The following is a 20,960-nucleotide window of genomic DNA, read 5'->3' as shown; positions in this document are numbered from 1 at the left end:
ATAAATAAAGATTTTATTATCTTTAATTTACGCAAAGGTATACAATACCGCATTAATTTTAAATACTGTCAAAAAAAAGGATAATAATTTATGGTTTCCTTATATTTGACGAACTAAAATTGAAACTGATAACATCCACTAAATCTGTACTGGGGAAACGGATTTTGGTGTTGGTAAAATCTTTATTTAATTGGTATATAAAAGTTAAGAGATTTAATGAGTTTGAATGAAACTGACTTACAAGATGCTCTAAAGAAGTATTTTGGTTTTAGTCAATTTAGAGGATTACAGGAGAAGGTAATAGAAAGTATTCTGAATAAGCAAAATACTTTCGTAATAATGCCTACAGGCGGTGGGAAATCCCTATGTTACCAACTGCCCGCTTTGATGTGTAAAGGAACCGCTATTGTGGTGTCCCCACTAATTGCATTGATGAAAAATCAAGTAGACGCAATTAGAAGTATTTCTGCAGAAGAAGGAATAGCCCATGTGCTAAATTCATCACTGAACAAATCAGAAATTAGAAGAGTAAAAGATGATATCATTAATGGTGTCACCAAATTGCTATATGTAGCTCCAGAATCACTTACCAAAGAAGAATATGTGGACTTTTTGAAGACCCAAAAAATATCTTTTTTAGCAGTAGATGAAGCACACTGTATTAGCGAATGGGGTCATGACTTTAGACCCGAATATAGAAATCTTAGAAATATTATAAAGAGAATAGGAGAGGATATCCCTATTATTGGGCTTACAGCTACTGCTACTCCAAAAGTGCAGGAAGATATTCTTAAAAATTTGGCAATGACTGATGCCAAGACTTTTAAGGCTTCTTTTAACAGGCCAAATTTATATTATGAAATACGCCCGAAAACTAAAAATGTCGATGCAGATATCACTCGTTTTGTAAAACAAAATGGTGGTAAAAGTGGTATTGTATATTGTTTAAGCAGAAAAAGGGTAGAAGAACTTGCTCAAACGCTAGAGGTTAATGGTGTTAAAGCTGTGCCATATCATGCAGGATTAGATGCCAAAACAAGAGCAAAGCATCAGGACATGTTTTTAATGGAAGATGTTGATGTGGTTGTGGCCACTATTGCTTTTGGGATGGGGATCGATAAACCAGATGTAAGGTTTGTGATCCATCACGATATGCCAAAAAGTATTGAGAGTTATTATCAAGAAACAGGACGCGCAGGTAGAGATGGAGGCGAAGGACATTGCCTGGCGTATTATGCCTATAAAGATATTGAGAAACTAGAGAAGTTTATGAGTGGTAAGCCTGTGGCAGAGCAGGAGATAGGCCATGCTTTGTTGCAAGAAGTAGTTGCTTTTGCCGAAACTTCAATTTCGAGACGTAAATTTATTTTACATTATTTTGGAGAAGAGTTTGATGATGTTACAGGCGAAGGAGCCGATATGGACGATAATGTGCGTAATCCTAAGAAAAAACACGAAGCTAAGGATGAAGTGAAATTAGTACTCGAAGTAGTTAGTAAAACAGGTGAAATCTATAAGTCGAAAGATCTTGTGAGCACACTTATCGGAAAAAGTAACGCCCTTATTATTTCGCATAAAACGCATAAGCAACCATTTTTTGGTAGTGGAAATGCCCAAGATGATAAATACTGGATGGCATTGGTACGTCAAGTATTGGTGGCAGGATATTTAAAAAAAGATATAGAAACCTATGGAGTGATTAGAGTAACTCCTGATGGGAAAGAATACATAAAGAATCCGGTTAGTTTTATGATGACCGAAGATCATATTTATGATCAAACCACGGATGATTCTATTATTACGGCAGCAAAATCTGGAGCCAAAGGAGGAGGAGATGATAAATTGGCAGGAATATTACGTGATTTACGAAAATCTGTGGCCAAAAAATTAGGGGTTCCCCCTTTTGTAGTTTTTCAAGATCCATCTATTGATGATATGGCTCTTAAATATCCCGTTACTGTAGAAGAACTAGGTAATGTGCATGGTGTAGGAGAAGGAAAAGCAAAAAAATACGGAACAGCTTTTGTAGATGTTATTGCAAAATATGTTGAAGAGAACAATATAGATCGACCGGATGATTTTGTAGTAAAAAGTACAGGTGCCAATAGTGGACTTAAACTATATATCATACAAAATGTGGATCGTAAATTACCGCTAGATGATATTGCGGCTGCCAAGGGTATGGATATGAATGCTTTTATCAAAGAAATGGAAGCTATCGTTTATAGTGGTACCAAATTGAATATAGCTTATTGGGTTGACGAAATTTTGGATGAAGATCAACAAGAAGAAATTCATGAATATTTTCTAGATGCCGAAAATGATAAAATAGATATTGCTATTGAAGAATTTGATGGCGATTATGATGATGAGGAACTTCGTTTGTATCGAATCAAATTTATTAGTGAGGTAGCAAACTAAAACCGTTGCACATATCATAAAAGTTTAAAACGAGATTGTTTTTAAAAACAATCTCGTTTTTTTAATTTAATTGCAAGCTACCTGAAAAGATCCGCATTCTTGTTGTGTTTGCTGGCATATACCTTGTGAAATAACATCGCAGTTTCTTGAATCGCAATGTATTACAGCAGAGTTTTCTTCACAATGTCTGCTTGTTCCAAAACCACAGGCAGATGTGACAAGTCCTCCTCCTTTTACGTGATGTCCACTGAGCTTTGAGATCACATTTTTACTTAATGATAAACCTTCTAATTTTTTTTTCTTCATGATTATGAATTTTTGAACTTATAGTATCCCGAACAGTTATAGACACTCAGGTGATATGTCTTCGATAATGTTATCTATACTATTGTTTATAAAATCATGAAATGTTACTATACGAAATGTTTTTTTTTAAGAAGTGAATAAATAAAATGTATAGAAAACAAAACTGGCTGATAACAAAGTGTTATCAGCCAGTTTTATAGTATTAGATTACCAAAAGGAAAATCTATGTAACCTCGATTTGAATTAATTACTGTATCGGTATACCAATGGTATCACCAGTATCACCATCATCATCATTATCATTATCCGGATTTGGGTCGATGATTTCCGGATTAATAGTACAAACTCTTACATTAATAAAATTGCTTGGCAGATAAACGGGGGGGCGACTAGCGGTATTTTCCTGAGTTCCATCTTCATCTCCTAAAGCTTCGCTTGCTTCAGCATTAATAGTTTTAGATTCCTCTCCATCACTTTTTGGGTTAAATATCGCATCACAAGGTACAAGCCATATTTCAGTTAATGGGCATAAAGATTCTTCAAGAGTTATGGAGCTATACCACTTACGTCTGGCCTTTTCTCTAAACAAAAGCCTTCGTTTAGTAGACATATTTCCAAAATAGACATAAATTCTTTTCTCACATGTAAGGCTAGGTGGTGCAAAGCTTTTAGTTAATGTTTCTTGTGGTGTAGAGAAATTTTTTGGTGCAATTTCTTCTTGTTCTTCTATAGAGCAACTTTGTATCCCAATTAGCATAATTGCAGCTATACATAATAAAGCTGTTTTTTTCATTTAAAGTGTTTTTTTTGTTTCTTATACATTAATATGTTTCCCCAAACATAAAAATGTTAATGCGCGAAAGTAAGAAAAATGAACAAAATGTTAAATTTTTTAAAACAATATCAAATTGACGTCTTTTTTATTTTGCGAAAAAAGTAAAAAAATACCATACAGATAATAATGCCAATAATAACCATAAAAACAATTTGTATTACATTGTATTCTTTTATTGGTAATAATGTTGTACTATCACCAATTAGAATAAGGGGAGCCCAATAATGCGGAGAAGCCTCTGCATCAGTATTATTATTAAGATAGTTTAATTTTGCCATACGTAATGCCTTTGATTTTGTTTTTCCTTTGCTAAGGTTGTTGTAAAAATCAGAAGTAATACTGGCGGTAGTTTTGTCATTGGTACTCCATAATGAAGGGATTACAGTATTGGCACCAGATTTAAAAAACCCCCTGGCTAGACTAAGTACTCCTTCACCTTTTTGTAATTCTCCTAATGACGTATTACAGGCACTAAGTATAACTAATTCGGCATTGTTTTCGAATGTGTTAAATTCTTCAGGGATTAATTTCGAATCATGAAATGCAATCCAAGGAGTTATAGTATCCGATGCATTTGCATGGGTGGCCAAATGTAAAATTTTATAATTTGATGCCTGTTTGATAAAGTTTTCTTTTGTAGCTGTTTCTCCAACTAATATAGAGCCTGTATAATAAGTTTTGGCTGTATTGATTTCTTTTTCACTTTTGCTTAGCTGTACTAATCCATTTTTAAATTGTACTGGTGCTATGCCCAAAAAATCATAGTCTGTTTGCCTGGTAATATTTGCATTTTCTTTTTGAAACGATAATGAATAGGTGTAGTTTATTTCACAATCTTCTATCAAATAGGTTCCCATATCTATATTAGTAACAAGTGCTTCAAAAGGGATAAAACTAAGCATGTGATCTGCTATAATGGTCACTTTTTTATTTGTAAGATAATCTCTTATTTGTTCAGGAAAAAGAGTGGTGAACAATTCATGTGCTGTATTTTTATAAGTTGTAATATCTTCTATACTTTTAAAAGGAGTGTTTAATAGCGTTCTTAAACTATAAATGTTGTCTAAGAGTTTTTGATTATCTGTAAGTTTAAAAAGTATTTGGTGATCTTTGGATATGACCATTCCGTAAGCATTTGGTACAACACGAGCGACTGTTTCGGTCATGGTGTATTCTATAATTACTTCGTTATTTTTTACTTCTAATTGCGAATACGATATTGTTTTAGGATTAAGGACAGACGAAAAATATACAGGATATTGCTTAGATAAAGAATCTTTAAATTGTTGTAGCTCATTTTTTTGTGTAAGTATTAGATCTGATATCGAATCTTTTTTGATATCAGAAATGTTACGAAATATTTTTTGAAGATGAATGATTTCTTTTTCAATTTTTTTCTCGTGTTCAAGAATTTCTTCAGGGGTATTTGTTTTCTTTTTAGAGATTTCTTGCGTGAGTAATAAGGCTTTGTTTTTTTCCATAAAATAAAAAGCATCTTCAAGATTCTGTACTTGGTAACATGCTTCAATTCCCGATATATAAATTTGAGAGGCTATGGTTTTCCAATATAACTTGGATCTATTCGAAAGATTTTCCCTCATGATAAGGTCTACCAAATCACTACTTGTTTTTACGGTTCTTATGGCATTTGTATATGCAGTATTGTTATTTCCTTTTTTACCTTGTGCAAGATATGCTTCTAGTTTTCTTTTTAATAGCTCAAAAACAAGAGTTTTGTCGTTGATATTAGCTAATTCTTTTTTTGAGGGTAACCAATGTATATCATCAGTTTCTATATTAAAATAATGTAAAAACGATTTTGTATAATATTCTAAGGCTTTTTGGTATTCTTTTTTAGCACAAGCTATCGCGCCAAATTCCGTATAGATTTCGGGGATTAAATAATTCGCTTTTTTGTTAGTAGTATAGGTTAAAGCTTTTTTTAGATAGGTGTTTGCAACGCTCATATCGGATGCGCTATACACTGTACCTAAGTTTAAATTAATTTGGGCCAGATTTTTATTAATTTTCATTTCCTTGGCAAGTTCTAGGGCTTTTTCAAAATAAGCAATAGCTTTAATATCATTTTCTTTGCCAATTTTTTGATAATACATACCTCCCAAGTTATTGTTAATTGCATATAGTTCATGTTTGCTAGGATTTTTAATGGTACTAATTAAAGAATCCGCTGTTAATAAGTGTGAGATAGCTTTGTCAAAATTTTTTTGAGTTCTTTTGTTGCTATAGGTGATACTTGTGTTAATATGATTAGATATAATCAATACTTTGTCCTTTACCGGATCAAAATATTTAAAAGCTTGTAATTGATTTTCTAGAGCTTGATATGGATCTCCAATTGCCGTATAGCTCTTGCCAATCAAGCCATATGCTCTGGCATGAAAAAAATCAGATTCTTTTACTTCGAGCATTTTTCTGAAATAACGAATAGCTATGGTGTATTTGCCAATCCTTCTATGAAAATTAGCATAATTATAATAACTACGTTTTAAGTTTTCTGGATGAAAAGGAATTGCTTTTTCTCTTGCCTTATAGGCAGTTTGAGCTATGTCAATAGCGGGAGTCCATTTTTTTTCAGAATGTATCCATTTGGCTAATTGATGTGCATCATGCCCTAATTGTGTGTAATCTTTATTTTGTTCGTATGTATCCAGAAGATCTTGATACAAGACAAGTTTTTCATAATCAGAGCCCTCTAATTGATGAATAGAATCTAATGCAAAAGATATTTCCTGACCCATACAATTATGAATCAGGAAATATAATAATAGAAATTTTAACAATTTATATGTTCCCATATTGTACCAAGGGTTAGGATTAAGTAATAATGAGAATTGATAAACCTAAAATAATAAAATTTTAATTACTTAATATTTCTTATAGGTGATCCCGGTGTGTTATGTGGGTTATCATCATCTGGTATTATAATAATAGGATCTTCGATACCTGTGACGCATGCATTAAAATTAAAACCACCTTCTACATATCTAGGAGTATTAGTGAGGAAAGGAGCTGGAGGCGCATCACCCGAACCAAGTATTAAACTGTCTTCTACTTCAACAGTCTCAGGGTCCTCACCTTCACTTTTCGCATACCCTGTTCTATTGCTACAGGATATAGTCCATATCTCGACATTAGGACACAATGACTCAACAATTGTTACTGTCTGATTAGAATACCAAGTATCCTTCGCTAGACGTTTAAATGTTCGTCTATTTATAGGACTCATGTTGCCATAAAACATATATACTGTTTTAAAACACAATGGGAAACCATTTTTGTCTAAGGAGTCCTCCTTAGTAATAGAGAAATCTTGCGGCGCGATTTCTTCTTGTTTGTCTATAGAGCAACTTTGTATTCCAATTACAAAAATTGCAGCTAAAATTAATAAAGCTGATTTTTTCATTTAAAATATTTTTTTTGTTTTCTAATTTATTAGTATGTTCCCCTTACTTAAAAAAGTTACCGGGCAAAAGTAATAAAAATTAAAACATTAAGGAATTTTTAACGTTTGTGAGAGAAATAGACCTTTTAAAAGAACTAGCAACAGGAAATAAAGAGGTTATACAAAAATTGTATATCACATCTTTCCCTAAGATAGCAAGTTATATTCAAAAAAATAGTGGGGATCGTACCGATGCAGAGGATGTTTTTCAGAAAGCTTTGCTACAATTAATTGCGAGATATAAAGTAAAATCTTTTGTGATAGAGAGCTCTTTGGAGGCCTATTTATTTGGTGCGTGTAGGAATTTATGGCTAAGAGAACTAAAAAAACAAAAAAGGATGGTAACAAAAGAAGATACTATAGAACTAGTAGGTGAAGAAGATGATATGACTATGGCAGTTTTGGAACAAGAAAAATGGGAATTATTTCAAGAGAAGCTAAAAGAAATATCTGATAATTGTAAACAATTACTTCAACTTTTCTTTCAAAAAACACCCTATAAAGAAATAGTTGAAAAGTTGGATTATAGTTCGGATAATGTAGTAAGACAACGTATTTTTAATTGTAAATCGCAATTAACAAAATTGATTAAAAATGACCCTAGATATAATAGTATAAAAGATTTATGAACGATTTTTTATTAGAAATAGAAAAATATCTTGACAATGAGATGTCTGTCGAAGAGAAGCAAGCTTTTGAAATAAAGGTTGGTAATGACATTACTCTTGCCGAAGAATTAAAGTTGCAAAAAGACATGCGCTTGGTCTATAATGAAGAAGATTGGGCCGAAGGAAATAAAGAAATATTAAAGAATAGTGAGGCAAAACAACTCAAATCTTTTTTTAAAAGTGATGAGACAGCAGTATTAAAAACATCAATTAATGAGGTTATTGCCGAAAATCGTTTGTCTACCAGTAACCGAAGACCTTTGTTTATTGGAATAGCCGCTGCAATTGCAGTGTTAATGACAATTTCTCTTTTTGTTTTTAAGGATAGTAGTACAGATAAATTGTATGCACAATACATCCAGGTAGATGATATCCCTTCTTTGATTACTAGAGGTGAAGAGAATGACAAGTTAATTGAAAATGCGCAATTGCTATTTGAAGATAAAAAATACAATGAAGCTATTACTATTTTTGTAAAATATCAAAGTGAGGCAGAGTCGATAAATCCTCTAAGCTATATATATACTGGTATTGCGTATTTAGAAGTAGATAATTTTGATAAAGCCATAGGTCAGTTTAACTCACTAGCATCATCTGGTACGTTGCAAAGTAAAAAAGCTGATTGGTATAGAGCAATGGTGTATTTAAAACAAAATAATAGAGAATTGCTCTTAGAGGCCTTACAATCTATTACAGCCGATACAAGTAACTTCAAATACGTTGAAGCTAAAGAGTTAATTGATCTAATAGAGTAGTAGGTAACAGGAGTCTTTAGCATCTAAATTCCTTATTAAATTTTTGGTGGTTTTTGTTGGTTTAAAATTAAAAACAATCCTGTTTTTTAATATGGTAAACCATTAGCAATTAGTTATCTTTGCAACTCAAAAATTAAAACCCGAAAATATAAATAACTATGCAAGAAGGATTATACGCAAAGTTTAATACATCAAAAGGAAGTATTCTAATTAATCTTGAATATAAAAAAACACCAGGTACCGTTGGTAATTTTGTTGGATTAGCCGAAGGTAATATAGATAACCAAGCTATTCCTCAAGGAAAACCATATTATAACGGTTTAAATTTTCATAGAGTAATAGCCGATTTTATGATTCAAGGAGGTGATCCACAGGGTACAGGTGCTGGTGGTCCAGGATATCAATTTGATGATGAGATTCATCCTGATTTAAAACATGATGGACCAGGAGTATTATCTATGGCCAATGCTGGCCCTGGAACTAATGGTAGTCAATTTTTTATTACACATGTCGAGACGTCTTGGTTAGATGGAAAACATACTGTTTTTGGAAAAGTTGTTGAAGGATTAGATGTTGTAAATACTGTTGCGCAGGGAGATGTTATTGAAGCTGTAGAAATTATAAGAGTAGGAGCAGATGCAGAAAATTTCAATGCAGTAGAAACGTTTAGACAATTTAACGGTGCAAAGGCAGAACGAGAAGCAGAAGCAAAAAAGAAATCAGAAGATCTTTTAGAAGAATTGGCTGCCGGATTTGATAAAACAGATAGTGGATTACGATATAAAGTAATTCAAAAGGGAGATGGTGCTAAAGCAGAAAAAGGAAAGACAGTATCAGTGCATTATAAAGGTAGTTTAACTGATGGCACGGTATTTGACTCTTCGTATAAACGTAATCAACCTATTGATTTCCCGTTAGGTATGGGACAAGTAATTTCTGGATGGGATGAAGGAATTGCTTTGTTGCAGGTTGGAGATAAAGCACGGTTTGTAATTCCACCTTATCTGGGATATGGAGATAGAGGAGCAGGAGGAGTTATACCGCCAAACGCAACACTTATTTTTGATGTTGAATTGGTAAACGTGAAGTAGTATAAATAGAAGTAATACTATCATAATAAATGAAAAATCCCTAATTTTTTTGGGGATTTTTTGTTGAATAATAAGAGGTAATTGTTATAGAAATCACCAATATTGTTCTGTTGTGATTGATGTAATAATATGTAGTTAAATAGAAATCAGAAATCAGAAATTTTATAGCTTATGCTATTTTTAGGATTATTAATTTCTTTTAACAAAATGATTTTTATATTTTGGTAAAAATCATTTTGTTAAAAAATATTTAGGCCTACTGATTATTTATTAAACAAAAACCGATTAACCCCCTAGATATGAGACAATTATTAACCATTTTATTACTTCTATGTAGTAGTTATTTTTCGTTTGCTCAAGACAAACAAGAGGTTTTGACAAGTATAAAAGACCAAATGGAAATTATAGACGGCTATATAGAATTTGATACCTTCTATTTGGATCCCGAAGAATTTTTGGACAAAATGGCCGATCATGGAGCAGAATTAGAAGGCTATTATGAACACGATCGTTTAAAAAAGATAAAAAGAAAAGTAAGTACTCGAAGTGCGAACATAACGACAGAGTTTTATTTCTGGAATGATCAGTTGATTTACGTAAATTATAAGCAGAGACCTTATTTAACGGCAACTGATGAAAATGGCCGAAAAGTACTAGATTATTCAAGATCGTTTACCAAATACGAATCCAAACATTTCTTCAGTAACGGAGATGAAATAGATAAGGAAACCGTTGGATCTCCGCTGACCGAAGTGACTACAGAAACCGATTTTATAGGATATGCCAATAAAATGAAAGGATTGTTGGATAATAAATTCTATAACAAAGGTACCTATGATGCTTTACAAGGAAAATGGGTATTTGTTCAAAACACCGAGGATTATATTATTTTTGAAGGAACGATACGATTTAATTTTTATAATGGAAAATTTGCAAATCGTTTAAAAACAAGAATAGAAGAAGGTGTACTCGTGTGTTTTTTTCCTATGGATGATCGTATGTATAGATATAAGATCGAAAATATTGATGAAAACGTTCTTACTTTGGTCGATCTTTTCTCGAATGAAGAATTTATGTATGCTAAAGTTGATTAATGTATAAGTATATGGACCTTAAATATCCTATTGGAAAATTTGAATGCCCTCAACATATAACTCCAGATCAGATTACTAATTGGATATCTGATATAGAAGAGTTGCCATCTAAGATTATTGAGTTGGTCTCTAATTTCACCGAGGAACAATTAGAAACTCCTTATCGATCAGGTGGTTGGACAGCAAGACAGGTGATACATCATATTCATGATAGCCATCATAATGGATATATTCGTTTTAAATGGGCGATGACAGAGGATAGACCTCTTATTAAGGCGTATAATGAAACGTTATGGGCAGAATTATTTGATACTAAGTCAGCACCTATTTACCTTTCTTTAGATATGATAAAGGCATTACATGCCAAATGGGTATATTTTCTCAAAGGTTTATCACCGCAGGATCTTGAAAAAGAATTTGTTCATCCAGAAGGAGATGTAGCAATTTCTTTAGGTGAAGATATAGGTATTTATGCATGGCATGGTAATCACCATTTAGCACATCTTAAAATAGTAGCTGGCCTATCTTAGAGTGGTAGTGTCATTCGCTGCATTTCTCGATACCCATCTTTTAACCCGGGATAGTCCAACTCATAGTAAGAGATAGTTTTAAAATTCATTTTTTTATAAAAATGAAGCGCTGGACTTGTAGTCATTACATCTAGCCAAATTATTTTTTTATCCAAGGTGTTGGCATAGTTTTTAACAAATTCTACCCCTTTTTTACCAACTCCCATTCCGATACTATTTTTTAAAAGGTATATTTTTTCTAACTGCAGTGCATCAAATTCAGAATGGCCTTCAATTGCTTGATGTTTTCTAATTTTTAATAAACCCAATTTTTCATCAGCTTTTTGTATAAGAAAGTATGCAATATTGTCAATCTTAAGGTCATCTTCAAAAGCTTTCTGACTAAAGCTTAGATTTACATAATAACTAGGGTCATTATTTTTCCAGATATGAATATAATGCTCAGGATAAAATTGCTGGCTAATTTTTACTAAATCAGAAATGTTACTCGGAGTACATGGAAGAAATGAAATTGTTGATGACATAGGTTAATTTTTCCATTTTATATTACAACCAATACTAGGCTTCTGTTCTTCAGATACTTTGGCATTACGTAACACAGCATCAACAGCTTGACGCAAATCACGTCCGTTTACAGGGATTCCATTGCCAGGTCTTGAATCATCTAGTTGTCCTCTGTAAATAAGCTTTAATTCTGCATCAAATAAATAAAAATCAGGAGTACAGGCTGCATCATAAGCTTTAGCCACCTCTTGGGTCTCATCGTATAAATAAGGAAAGGTGTAATTATTTTTTCTAGCAGTTTTCCACATTTCTTTAGGACCATCTTGTGGATAATTTTCAACATCATTACTACTTATAGCTACAAAACCAAACCCTTGAACTCGATAATCATTCGCTATTCTAACAATTTCTTCATTTACATGAATCACAAACGGACAATGATTACAAATAAACATCACAACCGTTCCTTTTTCACCTTGAATATTTTTTAAAGAAACTGGATCATTTGTGATCGTATCAATTAACGTAAAATCAGGTGCTTTTGTACCAAGAGCTAACATGTTTGAAGGAGTACGAGCCATAACTTTTAATTTTTGAGAGGTTCCAAATTACGATTTTATATAGTATAAGTCTAAAAATTATTACCTTAGTTACAACTAATCTTAACTTTAAAAATAGATGATGTGAGATTTTTCATAATTTGATTAATTACATCTTTCATTATCTTATTTTTATAAGATAAAATAATAAACTAAACGTATGAAATCTTTAGAAACTTGGTTTAAAGAATATGCTGTAAGCCACCAAAATAAAACAAACATTGCGATACATTTTATTTGTGTTCCGGCTATATTTTTCTCTATTGTTGGTTTGCTCATGAGTATTCCTAGTGGGTTTCTTGCTTCAATTTTACCAGGAGTAAATCCTTTTATAGAGAATTGGGCATTTGTGGTGCTATTGTTAGTTTTATTCTTTTACATAAGATTATCAGTAAAAATGGCTCTACAAATTCTTGTGTTCTCAGCTTTTTGCATTATTGCTAATTATTATATTGGTCAATACGCCTCTTTATGGTTGGTCTCTATAGGCATCTTTGTTGCGGCATGGGTAGGGCAGTTTTACGGTCATAAGATCGAAGGACAGAAACCATCCTTTATAGAAGATTTCAAATTTTTATTAATAGGACCTGCATGGGTGATTCAAAAAATGTTTGGAAAAAAATAATATGATGTTGGATAAATGGAAGAATTCTGGTTCTTATTTTACATATAAAGACCAATATCAAATTTTTTATAAAGCAGAGGGTAAGGGAGAACCTTTAATTCTTGTGCACGGTTTTCCTACGGCTAGTTGGGATTGGTCTAAGATTTGGGATGATCTTATCCAAAAATATAGGGTGTATTCTCTGGATATGCTTGGTTATGGTTTCTCTTCAAAACCCAAAAAATTTAAATATACTATTGCCTCCCAGGTTGATTTGTGGGAGTTTTTCCTTAGAAAAAATGATATTACATCATTTCACATTCTGGCACATGATTATGGTGATACTGTGGTGCAAGAAATGTTGGCAAGGAGTAAGGAAAATGATAATTATGAGTTTGAAATTAAATCAGTAGTTTTTTTAAACGGAGGAATGTTCCCTGAAACAAATTTCCCTACCATAACGCAAAAATTACTTCTTACACCGTTTGGAGTGCTTTTAAAACATTTTATGGGAAGAAATACATTAGCCAAAAATTTTAAAAAAATATTTGGTAAGAATACACAGCCAAGTGATCAAGAAATAGATGAGTTTTGGAGGTTAATAGATTATAATGAAGGTAAAGATGTGCTTCCTAAGCTTATTAAATATCTTACAGAAAGAGATACATATAAAATAAGATGGCGTGAAGCTATACAACATACAAATATGCCCAAACGCCTTATAGATGGAGGTTTTGACCCTATTTCAGGAAAGCATATGGCCATGTTTTACAAAGAGATCGTTCCTAATGCTGATGTAATAGTGCTTGAAGAAATAGGACATTATCCCCAGGTTGAAGCTCCTGAGGAAATACTGCATCATTATTATGAATTTAGAGACCGTCTATAAATGGTTTGTGGTGTTGCTTTGTTACCTATTACATCTCATCACTAAAGAAAATAGCATTCATTAATAATTTATTGGTTCCGTACCAAAATGCTCTAAAATTGGTGTTATCTGTAAATAATATGGTGTTTCCTTTTCCAAAATCATTTTTTCTAAAAGGCACAGTCCCAGACAAAGAATCTAGATTTTTATTACTTATATAACCGCTTAACAATGGTTTTTCGGTGTATTGAATTGGATTATTATAGCTTTGTTTGTCGGGTTTCATAAATAGTGTAGTGTTTCTAAATAATGCTATTTTATCATTTTTATATCCATAGTTTATAGGATGAGACCTGTCAATTTTTGCTTCAAAAATAGCTCCACCAATTACTTGGGCTCCAAAAAAATCTTGTCGTTGCTCAAATGATATATTTTTGGCATTGTTTTCGGGTTTTGAAAATTCAATACTCATTAAATTATTATTTTTAAAGAGCTGAGCAGCATTTCGATAGCCTATTAATGTTCCTCCGTTTCGGACCCATTTTTTGAGTTTATCTATTTTTTCTTTAGCCAAATTACCTCTGCTGTTTGGTAGAATAATGTGGGTATATTTTGATAAATTTGATTTATCTAGGTTGTCTGTAGTTAATTTTGTGATGGGTATATCATAACGTTGATCCATCAAGTGCCAAATTTCACCAGCGTCGTATGATGTTATCCCTTTGCCAGTTAATAAACCAATTTTTGGTAAGGATAATGTTCTAAATTGACTGCTACCTAAGTCAATCCCTGTGGTGAGTCCTGTTGATACGCCTGTTATATCTATCTGACTATCTGCAGAAATTTTCTTTAGAAATTTATAAAGGTTATCACTGTCTAAGTGCTGGTTTTGCACAGGAATCAAAATGGTGCCGTAGTCGTAAGTGGCATTCTCTAGAGAAAAAGGTTTTAAACCTACTTTTGCTCGTAATCCTTTAGATAGTATGTGATAGAGAGCTTTTGGACTGTAATATTCATGCCATCGTATTAAATAGCCATAATTACTTTTGTTAACAGGTTTAGTTGTTCTGGGTTTAAGCTCAACAACTTCATTACCCAAGTTAGATAAAGCTATGTTTTCGGAATAATCAAGATTAAATGCCAAAGGAAAAGTCCATGCCGAAATATCATAAAATAGACTATCTTGAAATTTTGTTCTCTTCTCAAAAATGGCTCTTAATAGTCGTTTTTGCTTTTGATCTTTAGAAACTACATAGCTATATCCTTTTTTGAACGATTTTCCGGCAACCGTTACATCCTGTTTCAATTCATGTAATGTGATTTGATGCCTTTTAAGGATTTCGGCCAAATGAAATACCGAAGCCGCATCCTTTTCATTTCCGAAGATATAAGCGTCTTTTGAGACTTCTTTTCTAGCATTAGCATAAAAGTTACGTTTATAATTTAATAACTCTTTCCGCATAGTTTTTGCTGCTTCTAGTGTAGAAAGCATGGCCGTAAATTGATTTCTGATAGTAAAAGGAAAGGTTAATATACCATTATCTGTTTCTTGCGCGTGCCCTCTTGAACTTCCTTGTTCAAACAAAATTCCGATACCTCCATTGATATCTGGAAAAGTAGATCCTTTACCGTAATAAAAGTCATCAAAATTTTCTTCGGTATAATATAAAGAACCAATGTTGTCCAGTGCTTTTGCGTGATAATTAGCAATTTTCTTAGTTAATTCTTGATTCAATTTTGGAGTTAGAGGGTGCGTACGAGATTGGATTCCTGGTTGAAAAAAGAAAGTGCTATTAGATCCCATTTCATGATGATCTGTTAGAATATTAGGGTACCATTGATGAAAAGTTTTGATACGAGCTCTTGATTCTGGTAATTGAGCAGGTAACCAATCACGATTCATATCAAACCAATAATGATTTGTTCTTCCTCCTGGCCATATCTCACTATATTCACGATCCTGAGGATCTGTGCTTATATTTTTACTTTTGTTAGTATTGGCCCAATATGCAAAACGCTGTAAACCATCTGGATTTAGAGAAGGGTCAAATAAAATAACAACATTATCCAAAAGTTGTTCTATTCCGGTACCTTGAGCGGCTGCAAGATGATATGCCGCGATTAAACCTGCATTAGCTCCACTTGGTTCATTACCATGAATAGATAGGCCCTGATATACAATCGTTGGTAATGTCTCTACGTTAATCGAACTTGCGTTTCTTTCGGTAAGTTCTACGTGTTGTTGTCTTATTTGGTCAATTTTACCATGATTTTGTGGTGAGGTAATGGTCAGTAATAAGATAGGTCGATCTTCAAAAGTGGTTCCTCTATTTTCTATGGTTATTCTCGGAGAGGCTTCAGCTAGTGCAGTCATATAACTAACCAATTTGTCGTGAGAAACATGCCATTTTCCTGGTACAAACCCCAAAACACTTTGTGGCGTGGGTATCGAAGCATCGTATGTAACGTTTTGAGGAAGGTAATAGTCTAAAGAAAGATTGTTTTGCGCTTGGGAGAAAAAGTGAAATAGGGCAAACAAAGTAATGAAGATATATTTCATTTCAGTCGAGTTATTTTTTTGATGTGTGAATATAAAAAAAACCGCTTCAGACAATGAAGCGGTTTGCATAACTTTAACTTAACTAAGGTAAGTTATATTTTATTAGATATCATCAAAGCTTACATCTGTAAAACTTTCAGTAGAAGCAGTTACCTCTTCTTTGTTATCTACAGTGTCTTTTTCGTAAGATTTTTGATAATCTTTTTGATGTCTTTCGCTAATTACTTCTTCGCCTTTTTCATCAACGATGTAATTTGTCATCTCATTTAAAATTTCAGTAAAGCCTACAAAATCTTCTTTGTATAGATAGATTTTATGTTTCTTGTAGTGAAAAGACCCATCGTCATTCGTAAACTTCTTACTTTCTGTTATTGTCAAATAGTAGTCTCCCGCCTTTGTAGCCCTTACATCAAAGAAATATGTTCTTCTTCCTGCTCGTAAAACTTTTGAGAAAATCTCTTCTTTCTCCATCATTTCATTGTCATTCATAATCCGTATTTCTTAAATTAATTAATATGTTATGATGGTTTCAAAAATCCAAAAAATTTGTTAATCGGACAAAAAAAACTCATATTTCTTTTTCGCTAAGTTGTTTTAAATAGAGTTCTTTATAGTAGCCATCATTCTTGATTAGTTGATTATGAGTGCCTTCCTGGATGATTTGCCCATCTTCTATAACGATGATTTTATCTGCATTTTTTGCCGTAGACACTCTGTGACTAACGATAAAAGTAGTCTTATTTTTAGAAATTTTGTTAAGATTGCTTAAAATTTCTTCTTCCGTTTCGGTATCAACGGCAGATAAACAATCATCAAAAAGTAGTATTGAAGGTTCTTTTATGATAGCTCTTGCTATGGATACTCTTTGTTTTTGACCCCCAGATAAAGTGATGCCTCGTTCTCCTAATATGGTATTGTATCCTTTACTAAATCCAATTATGTTGTTATGTACTACGGCATTTTTTGCTGCATTATACACCTCGTCATCTGTAGCTGTTTCTTTTCCAAACTTGATATTGTTTTTGATGCTATCACTAAATAAGAAAGCATCCTGGGGGACATACCCTATGTTTTCTCTTAAATCAAGTAAATTTAATCGTTTTATGGGGGTGTTGTCAATATTTATTTCGCCAGAAGAAACATCATAGAGTCTTCCGATTAGGTCTAATATGGTTGATTTACCCGAACCTGTTTTTCCGACAATACCAATAGTTTCTCCACTCTTTACCTCAAAACTAATATTTTTTAATGCTGTAATATTAGTATCGTCGTAGGTAAACGTTACATTATTAAAATTAACATTTCCTATTATAGGTGTTTTTTGAGTTACTGAATTTGTGATTTCAGGTTCTTGACTTAAAAATTCATTGATTCTTACCTGAGAAGCTTCCGCCTGTTGTACAATTGAACTAACCCATCCAACAGTAGCTACTGGCCAAGTTAACATATTTACATATAGGATAAATTGTACTATGACACCTAATTCTTGAATAGTACCGTCAAGAAATTGTTTTCCGCCTATGTATATCACTAGGACATTACTAAATCCAATTAGTAATACCATTAATGGAAAAAACAGAGCCTGAACCTTAGCAAGATCTAAGTTTTTATCTTTGCTGGTATTTGATAAATTCGTAAAGTTCTTTTGCGTTTCTGATTCTATACCATAAGCTTTAATCACGGTAATACCACTAAAAGATTCTTGTGTAAAAGTGGTCAGTTTAGATAAGAATTCCTGCACAACCGTACTACGTTTATGAATGGCTACACTAAGTTTATAAATAGATATAGATAAAATAGGTAGTGGTGCAACTGTATATAATGTAAGTTCTGGAGCAATACTAATCATATATCCTATTACAACCACAAACAAAGTGATTGTGTTTACACTGTACATAATTGCCGGGCCAACGTACATCCTTACTTTAGATACATCTTCGCTAATGCGGTTCATTAGGTCTCCGGTTCTATTTTTTTTATAGAAGTTAAGAGATAATTTTTCGTAATGTTGGAAAACTTCATTTTTTAAATCAAATTCTATAAACCTAGAAACGACAATAAACGTTTGACGCATTAAAAAAGTAAAAAAGGCAGAAATAAGAACAGCGCCTAGAATCAAAAGAATATTAGTAATAAGTCCAGTTTTAACTTCGGCAATATCAGTAACCTCATTATTGATGTATTTTTCTACAATATCAACAGAATTTCCAACAATTGTAGGAACCAATGTGGCAAAAATTCTTGCTATTATGGTAATTACTAATCCTATTATGAGTCTGTATTTATATTTAAGAAAGTATTTGTTTAAATGGCGTAATGCACGCATAAAAGCTACAAGTTTAAGTGTCTAATTATTAAAGAATTCGTAAAGTTTAACAGCTTTAAATTTTAAATTCATAAAAATACCTTATTTTAGCGGTCTGATTTTGAATATTATATAATTTATAACCGTTTAAATTTTTCGATACATGATAACCGAAGTGCTTACTGCAAATCAATTGAAAAAGGAAGCCCCAGTGTTTGGTCAGCTCTCTTTTGATAATCACGAACAAGTTGTTTTTTGTCAAGACAAAGATACAGGATTGAAGGCAATTATTGGTGTGCATAACACAATTTTAGGACCTGCTTTAGGAGGAACTAGAATGTATGATTATAAAACAGAGTGGGATGCACTAAATGATGTTTTGAGATTATCGAGAGGAATGACGTACAAAGCGGCCATTACTGGTTTAAATCTAGGTGGAGGTAAAGCTGTAATCATTGGTGATCCGAAAAAATTAAAAACTCCTGAATTAATGACCCGTTTTGGGAAATTTGTTCATACACTAGGAGGTAAATATTATACGGCAGAAGATGTAGGAATGGAAACATCAGATATGGATACGGTAAGAGAAGTTACCCCTTATGTAACTGGAATATCAGAATCTAAAGGTGGAGCTGGTAATCCTTCTCCTGTAACCGCTTATGGCGTGTATATGGGTATGAAAGCATCTACAAAATTTGCTTATGGTAATGAAAGTTTAGATGGTAAACGAATTTTGGTACAAGGTATTGGTCATGTAGGAGAAGAACTCGTACGATTGGCATCTGAAGAAGGTGCAAATGTAATCATAAGTGATATTAATCAAGAAAGATTAGAGGAAGTAAGCGCTAAGTATGGTGTAGAAATTTATAGAGGTAATGATTTGTATGCAGAAACAGCAGATATTTATGCTCCATGTGCTTTGGGTGCAACTGTAAATAATGAAACCATAGATAAATTAAAAGTAAAAGTTATAGCTGGAGCCGCTAATAACCAATTGGCAGAAGAGAATATTCACGGACCTTTATTGCAAAAGAAAGGAATTGTTTATGCTCCTGATTTCTTAATTAATGCCGGAGGTATTATTAACGTTTATGCCGAAATCGAAGGATACGGAAGAGATCAAATTATGACCAAAACTGAGAATATTTACGAAACTACGTTGGATATTCTTAATAAAGCAAAGGCAACTAATATGACTACAAATGCCTCTGCCCTTAGTATCGCCGAGGATAGAATTGCTGCTAGAAAAAAAGAACTCTAAAGAATATAATAAAGGCTATATAAAAAAGAAGTTTTTAGGTAGCTAGATTAAAAATAATAGTATTTTTGCAGGGCGAAAGTTATAATAATACTTTCGCCCGTTTTTTTAATATAAAGTTCTTTGTAATTATTCTATGTTAACCAGAAGACATATTAGAGTAAAAGTAATGCAGTCTCTCTATTCGATGGGGCAGACGCAAAGTGATAACCTTGATAAAGAAGAGAAATTTCTTCTTTTTAGTATTGATCAGATGTATGATTTGTTTCTGATAAATCTTCAGCTACTGGTTGAGATTAGAAAACATGCAGAAGATTTTTTGGCAAAGAGTCAAAAAAAATACTTAGCCACCTCCGAAGAAAAAAATCCAAACACGAAATTTGTTAATAACGAAGTATTATTAGCGCTCGAGAAAAATCTTCAGCTCAAAGAAGAAATTGATCGGAAAAAAATGAATTGTTGGGAGTTGGATAGTGAATATGTAGCTATTTTATGGAAATCTATTAAAGAAAGTGATTTGTATTTGGATTACATGAGTACCAAAATGAGTTCTTTTAAGGAAGATAAAGATTTTTTACTTGATATTTTTAAAGAAGTGATTGCTCCTAATGATAAACTTTACGAATATATAGAGGATAAAAAATTAACATGGATTGATGATCTGCCTATTGTAAATACTGCAATAATTAAGATGTTACGAAAGGTAAAAGCATCTCACGATCAAGATAAATCACTTCCCAAATTGTATAAAGACCAAGATGATAGGGTTTTTGCTGTTGAAATTTTCAGGAAAACAGTGCTTAATGGAGTAGAATTTGCAAAAGAGATTGATGGTAAAACGCCAAATTGGGACCAAGATCGTATTGCAGAATTGGATAAAGCCATCATAAAAATGGCTATTTGTGAGTTTGTAAAGTTCCCGTCAATACCAGTAAAAGTAACAATTAACGAATATTTAGAAATCGCAAAGGAATATAGTACTCCTAAAAGTAGTATTTTTATCAACGGTATTCTTGACAAGATATCTAAAGAGTACCAAGAAAGCGGCAAATTAAATAAAGTTGGCCGAGGACTTATGTAGTTCAAAAAAAAATGTATT

19 protein-coding genes are annotated in these 20,960 nt (G+C 32.6%); 10 read left to right on the top strand and 9 right to left on the bottom strand.

Annotated features, from left to right (window positions below; translation table 11 throughout):
- Nucleotides 1–216: 216 nt before the first annotated feature.
- Nucleotides 217–2,421 (top strand): ATP-dependent DNA helicase RecQ, encoded by a 2,205-nt coding sequence (locus DK508_RS09605; RefSeq protein ID WP_109300524.1) that lies wholly within the window; start codon nt 217–219, stop codon nt 2,419–2,421.
- A 66-nt stretch (nt 2,422–2,487) separates the two neighbouring features.
- Here DK508_RS09605 and DK508_RS09600 read toward each other — a convergent pair whose 3' ends face one another.
- The 4 genes from DK508_RS09600 to DK508_RS09585 all read right to left on the bottom strand — a co-directional run bounded on the left by DK508_RS09600 (nt 2,488) and on the right by DK508_RS09585 (nt 6,986).
- A complete protein-coding gene (locus DK508_RS09600) occupies nt 2,488–2,685 on the bottom strand; it encodes a hypothetical protein (protein ID WP_160114641.1) in 198 nt (65 codons plus the stop codon).
- A gap of 289 nt (nt 2,686–2,974) precedes the next feature.
- Entirely contained in the window at nt 2,975–3,520 is a 546-nt protein-coding gene (locus DK508_RS09595; RefSeq protein ID WP_109300522.1) for a hypothetical protein, read from the bottom strand.
- Nucleotides 3,521–3,630: 110 nt separating this feature from the next.
- Nucleotides 3,631–6,321: a CHAT domain-containing tetratricopeptide repeat protein gene (locus tag DK508_RS09590; protein WP_235016345.1), complete on the bottom strand. Its 2,691-nt coding sequence runs from the start codon at nt 6,319–6,321 to the stop codon at nt 3,631–3,633.
- 122 nt (nt 6,322–6,443) lie between these two features.
- Nucleotides 6,444–6,986, bottom strand: a complete 543-nt coding sequence (locus DK508_RS09585) for a hypothetical protein (protein WP_109300520.1) — start codon at nt 6,984–6,986, stop codon at nt 6,444–6,446.
- A gap of 107 nt (nt 6,987–7,093) precedes the next feature.
- Between DK508_RS09585 and DK508_RS09580 the strand changes: the two genes are divergently transcribed.
- The 5 genes from DK508_RS09580 to DK508_RS09560 all read left to right on the top strand — a co-directional run bounded on the left by DK508_RS09580 (nt 7,094) and on the right by DK508_RS09560 (nt 11,163).
- Nucleotides 7,094–7,654 (top strand): RNA polymerase sigma factor, encoded by a 561-nt coding sequence (locus tag DK508_RS09580; protein WP_109300519.1) that lies wholly within the window; start codon nt 7,094–7,096, stop codon nt 7,652–7,654.
- Nucleotides 7,651–8,448, top strand: a complete 798-nt coding sequence (locus DK508_RS09575; protein ID WP_109300518.1) for a tol-pal system YbgF family protein — start codon at nt 7,651–7,653, stop codon at nt 8,446–8,448. The genes DK508_RS09580 and DK508_RS09575 overlap by 4 nt, the downstream gene beginning before the upstream one ends.
- A 158-nt stretch (nt 8,449–8,606) precedes the next feature.
- Nucleotides 8,607–9,539, top strand: a complete 933-nt coding sequence (locus DK508_RS09570; protein ID WP_109300517.1) for a peptidylprolyl isomerase — start codon at nt 8,607–8,609, stop codon at nt 9,537–9,539.
- A gap of 299 nt (nt 9,540–9,838) precedes the next feature.
- Complete coding sequence (locus DK508_RS09565) at nt 9,839–10,633, top strand: hypothetical protein (protein WP_109300516.1); 795 nt, start codon at nt 9,839–9,841, stop codon at nt 10,631–10,633.
- Nucleotides 10,633–11,163, top strand: a complete 531-nt coding sequence (locus tag DK508_RS09560) for a YfiT family bacillithiol transferase (protein WP_109300515.1) — start codon at nt 10,633–10,635, stop codon at nt 11,161–11,163. Before DK508_RS09565 ends, DK508_RS09560 begins: the two co-directional genes overlap by 1 nt.
- Here DK508_RS09560 and DK508_RS09555 read toward each other — a convergent pair.
- Together DK508_RS09555 and DK508_RS09550 are read right to left on the bottom strand one after the other, a co-directional pair.
- On the bottom strand, nt 11,160–11,687 hold the full coding sequence (locus DK508_RS09555) for a GNAT family N-acetyltransferase (protein ID WP_109300514.1): 528 nt from the start codon (nt 11,685–11,687) through the stop codon (nt 11,160–11,162). The genes DK508_RS09560 and DK508_RS09555 overlap by 4 nt on opposite strands.
- Nucleotides 11,688–11,690: 3 nt before the next feature.
- Entirely contained in the window at nt 11,691–12,248 is a 558-nt protein-coding gene (locus DK508_RS09550; protein ID WP_109300513.1) for a thioredoxin family protein, read from the bottom strand.
- A gap of 178 nt (nt 12,249–12,426) precedes the next feature.
- Here DK508_RS09550 and DK508_RS09545 point away from each other — a divergent pair, with 178 nt between their 5' ends.
- On the top strand, nt 12,427–12,891 hold the full coding sequence (locus DK508_RS09545) for a DUF962 domain-containing protein (RefSeq protein WP_109300512.1): 465 nt from the start codon (nt 12,427–12,429) through the stop codon (nt 12,889–12,891).
- Nucleotides 12,878–13,759, top strand: a complete 882-nt coding sequence (locus DK508_RS09540) for an alpha/beta fold hydrolase (RefSeq protein ID WP_200831856.1) — start codon at nt 12,878–12,880, stop codon at nt 13,757–13,759. Before DK508_RS09545 ends, DK508_RS09540 begins: the two co-directional genes overlap by 14 nt.
- Before the next feature lie 28 nt (nt 13,760–13,787).
- On the opposite strand, the gene DK508_RS09535 is transcribed toward DK508_RS09540, so the two are convergent.
- From DK508_RS09535 to DK508_RS09525, 3 genes are all read right to left on the bottom strand, one after another.
- Nucleotides 13,788–16,298 (bottom strand): M14 family metallopeptidase, encoded by a 2,511-nt coding sequence (locus DK508_RS09535; RefSeq protein ID WP_109300511.1) that lies wholly within the window; start codon nt 16,296–16,298, stop codon nt 13,788–13,790.
- Nucleotides 16,299–16,400: 102 nt separating this feature from the next.
- A complete protein-coding gene (locus DK508_RS09530) occupies nt 16,401–16,787 on the bottom strand; it encodes a PUR family DNA/RNA-binding protein (RefSeq protein WP_109300510.1) in 387 nt (128 codons plus the stop codon).
- 79 nt (nt 16,788–16,866) lie between these two features.
- Nucleotides 16,867–18,624: an ABC transporter ATP-binding protein gene (locus DK508_RS09525; protein ID WP_109300509.1), complete on the bottom strand. Its 1,758-nt coding sequence runs from the start codon at nt 18,622–18,624 to the stop codon at nt 16,867–16,869.
- A 142-nt stretch (nt 18,625–18,766) separates the two neighbouring features.
- Here DK508_RS09525 and DK508_RS09520 point away from each other — a divergent pair, with 142 nt between their 5' ends.
- Nucleotides 18,767–19,864 (top strand): Glu/Leu/Phe/Val dehydrogenase dimerization domain-containing protein, encoded by a 1,098-nt coding sequence (locus DK508_RS09520; protein ID WP_109300508.1) that lies wholly within the window; start codon nt 18,767–18,769, stop codon nt 19,862–19,864.
- A 166-nt stretch (nt 19,865–20,030) separates the two neighbouring features.
- Nucleotides 20,031–20,942 (top strand): transcription antitermination factor NusB, encoded by a 912-nt coding sequence (nusB, locus tag DK508_RS09515; RefSeq protein WP_109300589.1) that lies wholly within the window; start codon nt 20,031–20,033, stop codon nt 20,940–20,942.
- The last annotated feature ends 18 nt before the right edge of the window (nt 20,943–20,960 follow it).

It is taken from the genome of Aquimarina sp. AU474, from assembly GCF_900312815.1.
Classification (GTDB): domain Bacteria; phylum Bacteroidota; class Bacteroidia; order Flavobacteriales; family Flavobacteriaceae; genus Aquimarina.
The sequence above is the reverse complement of the archived record's forward strand: the minus strand, read 5'-3'. Positions and strand labels throughout refer to the sequence as shown.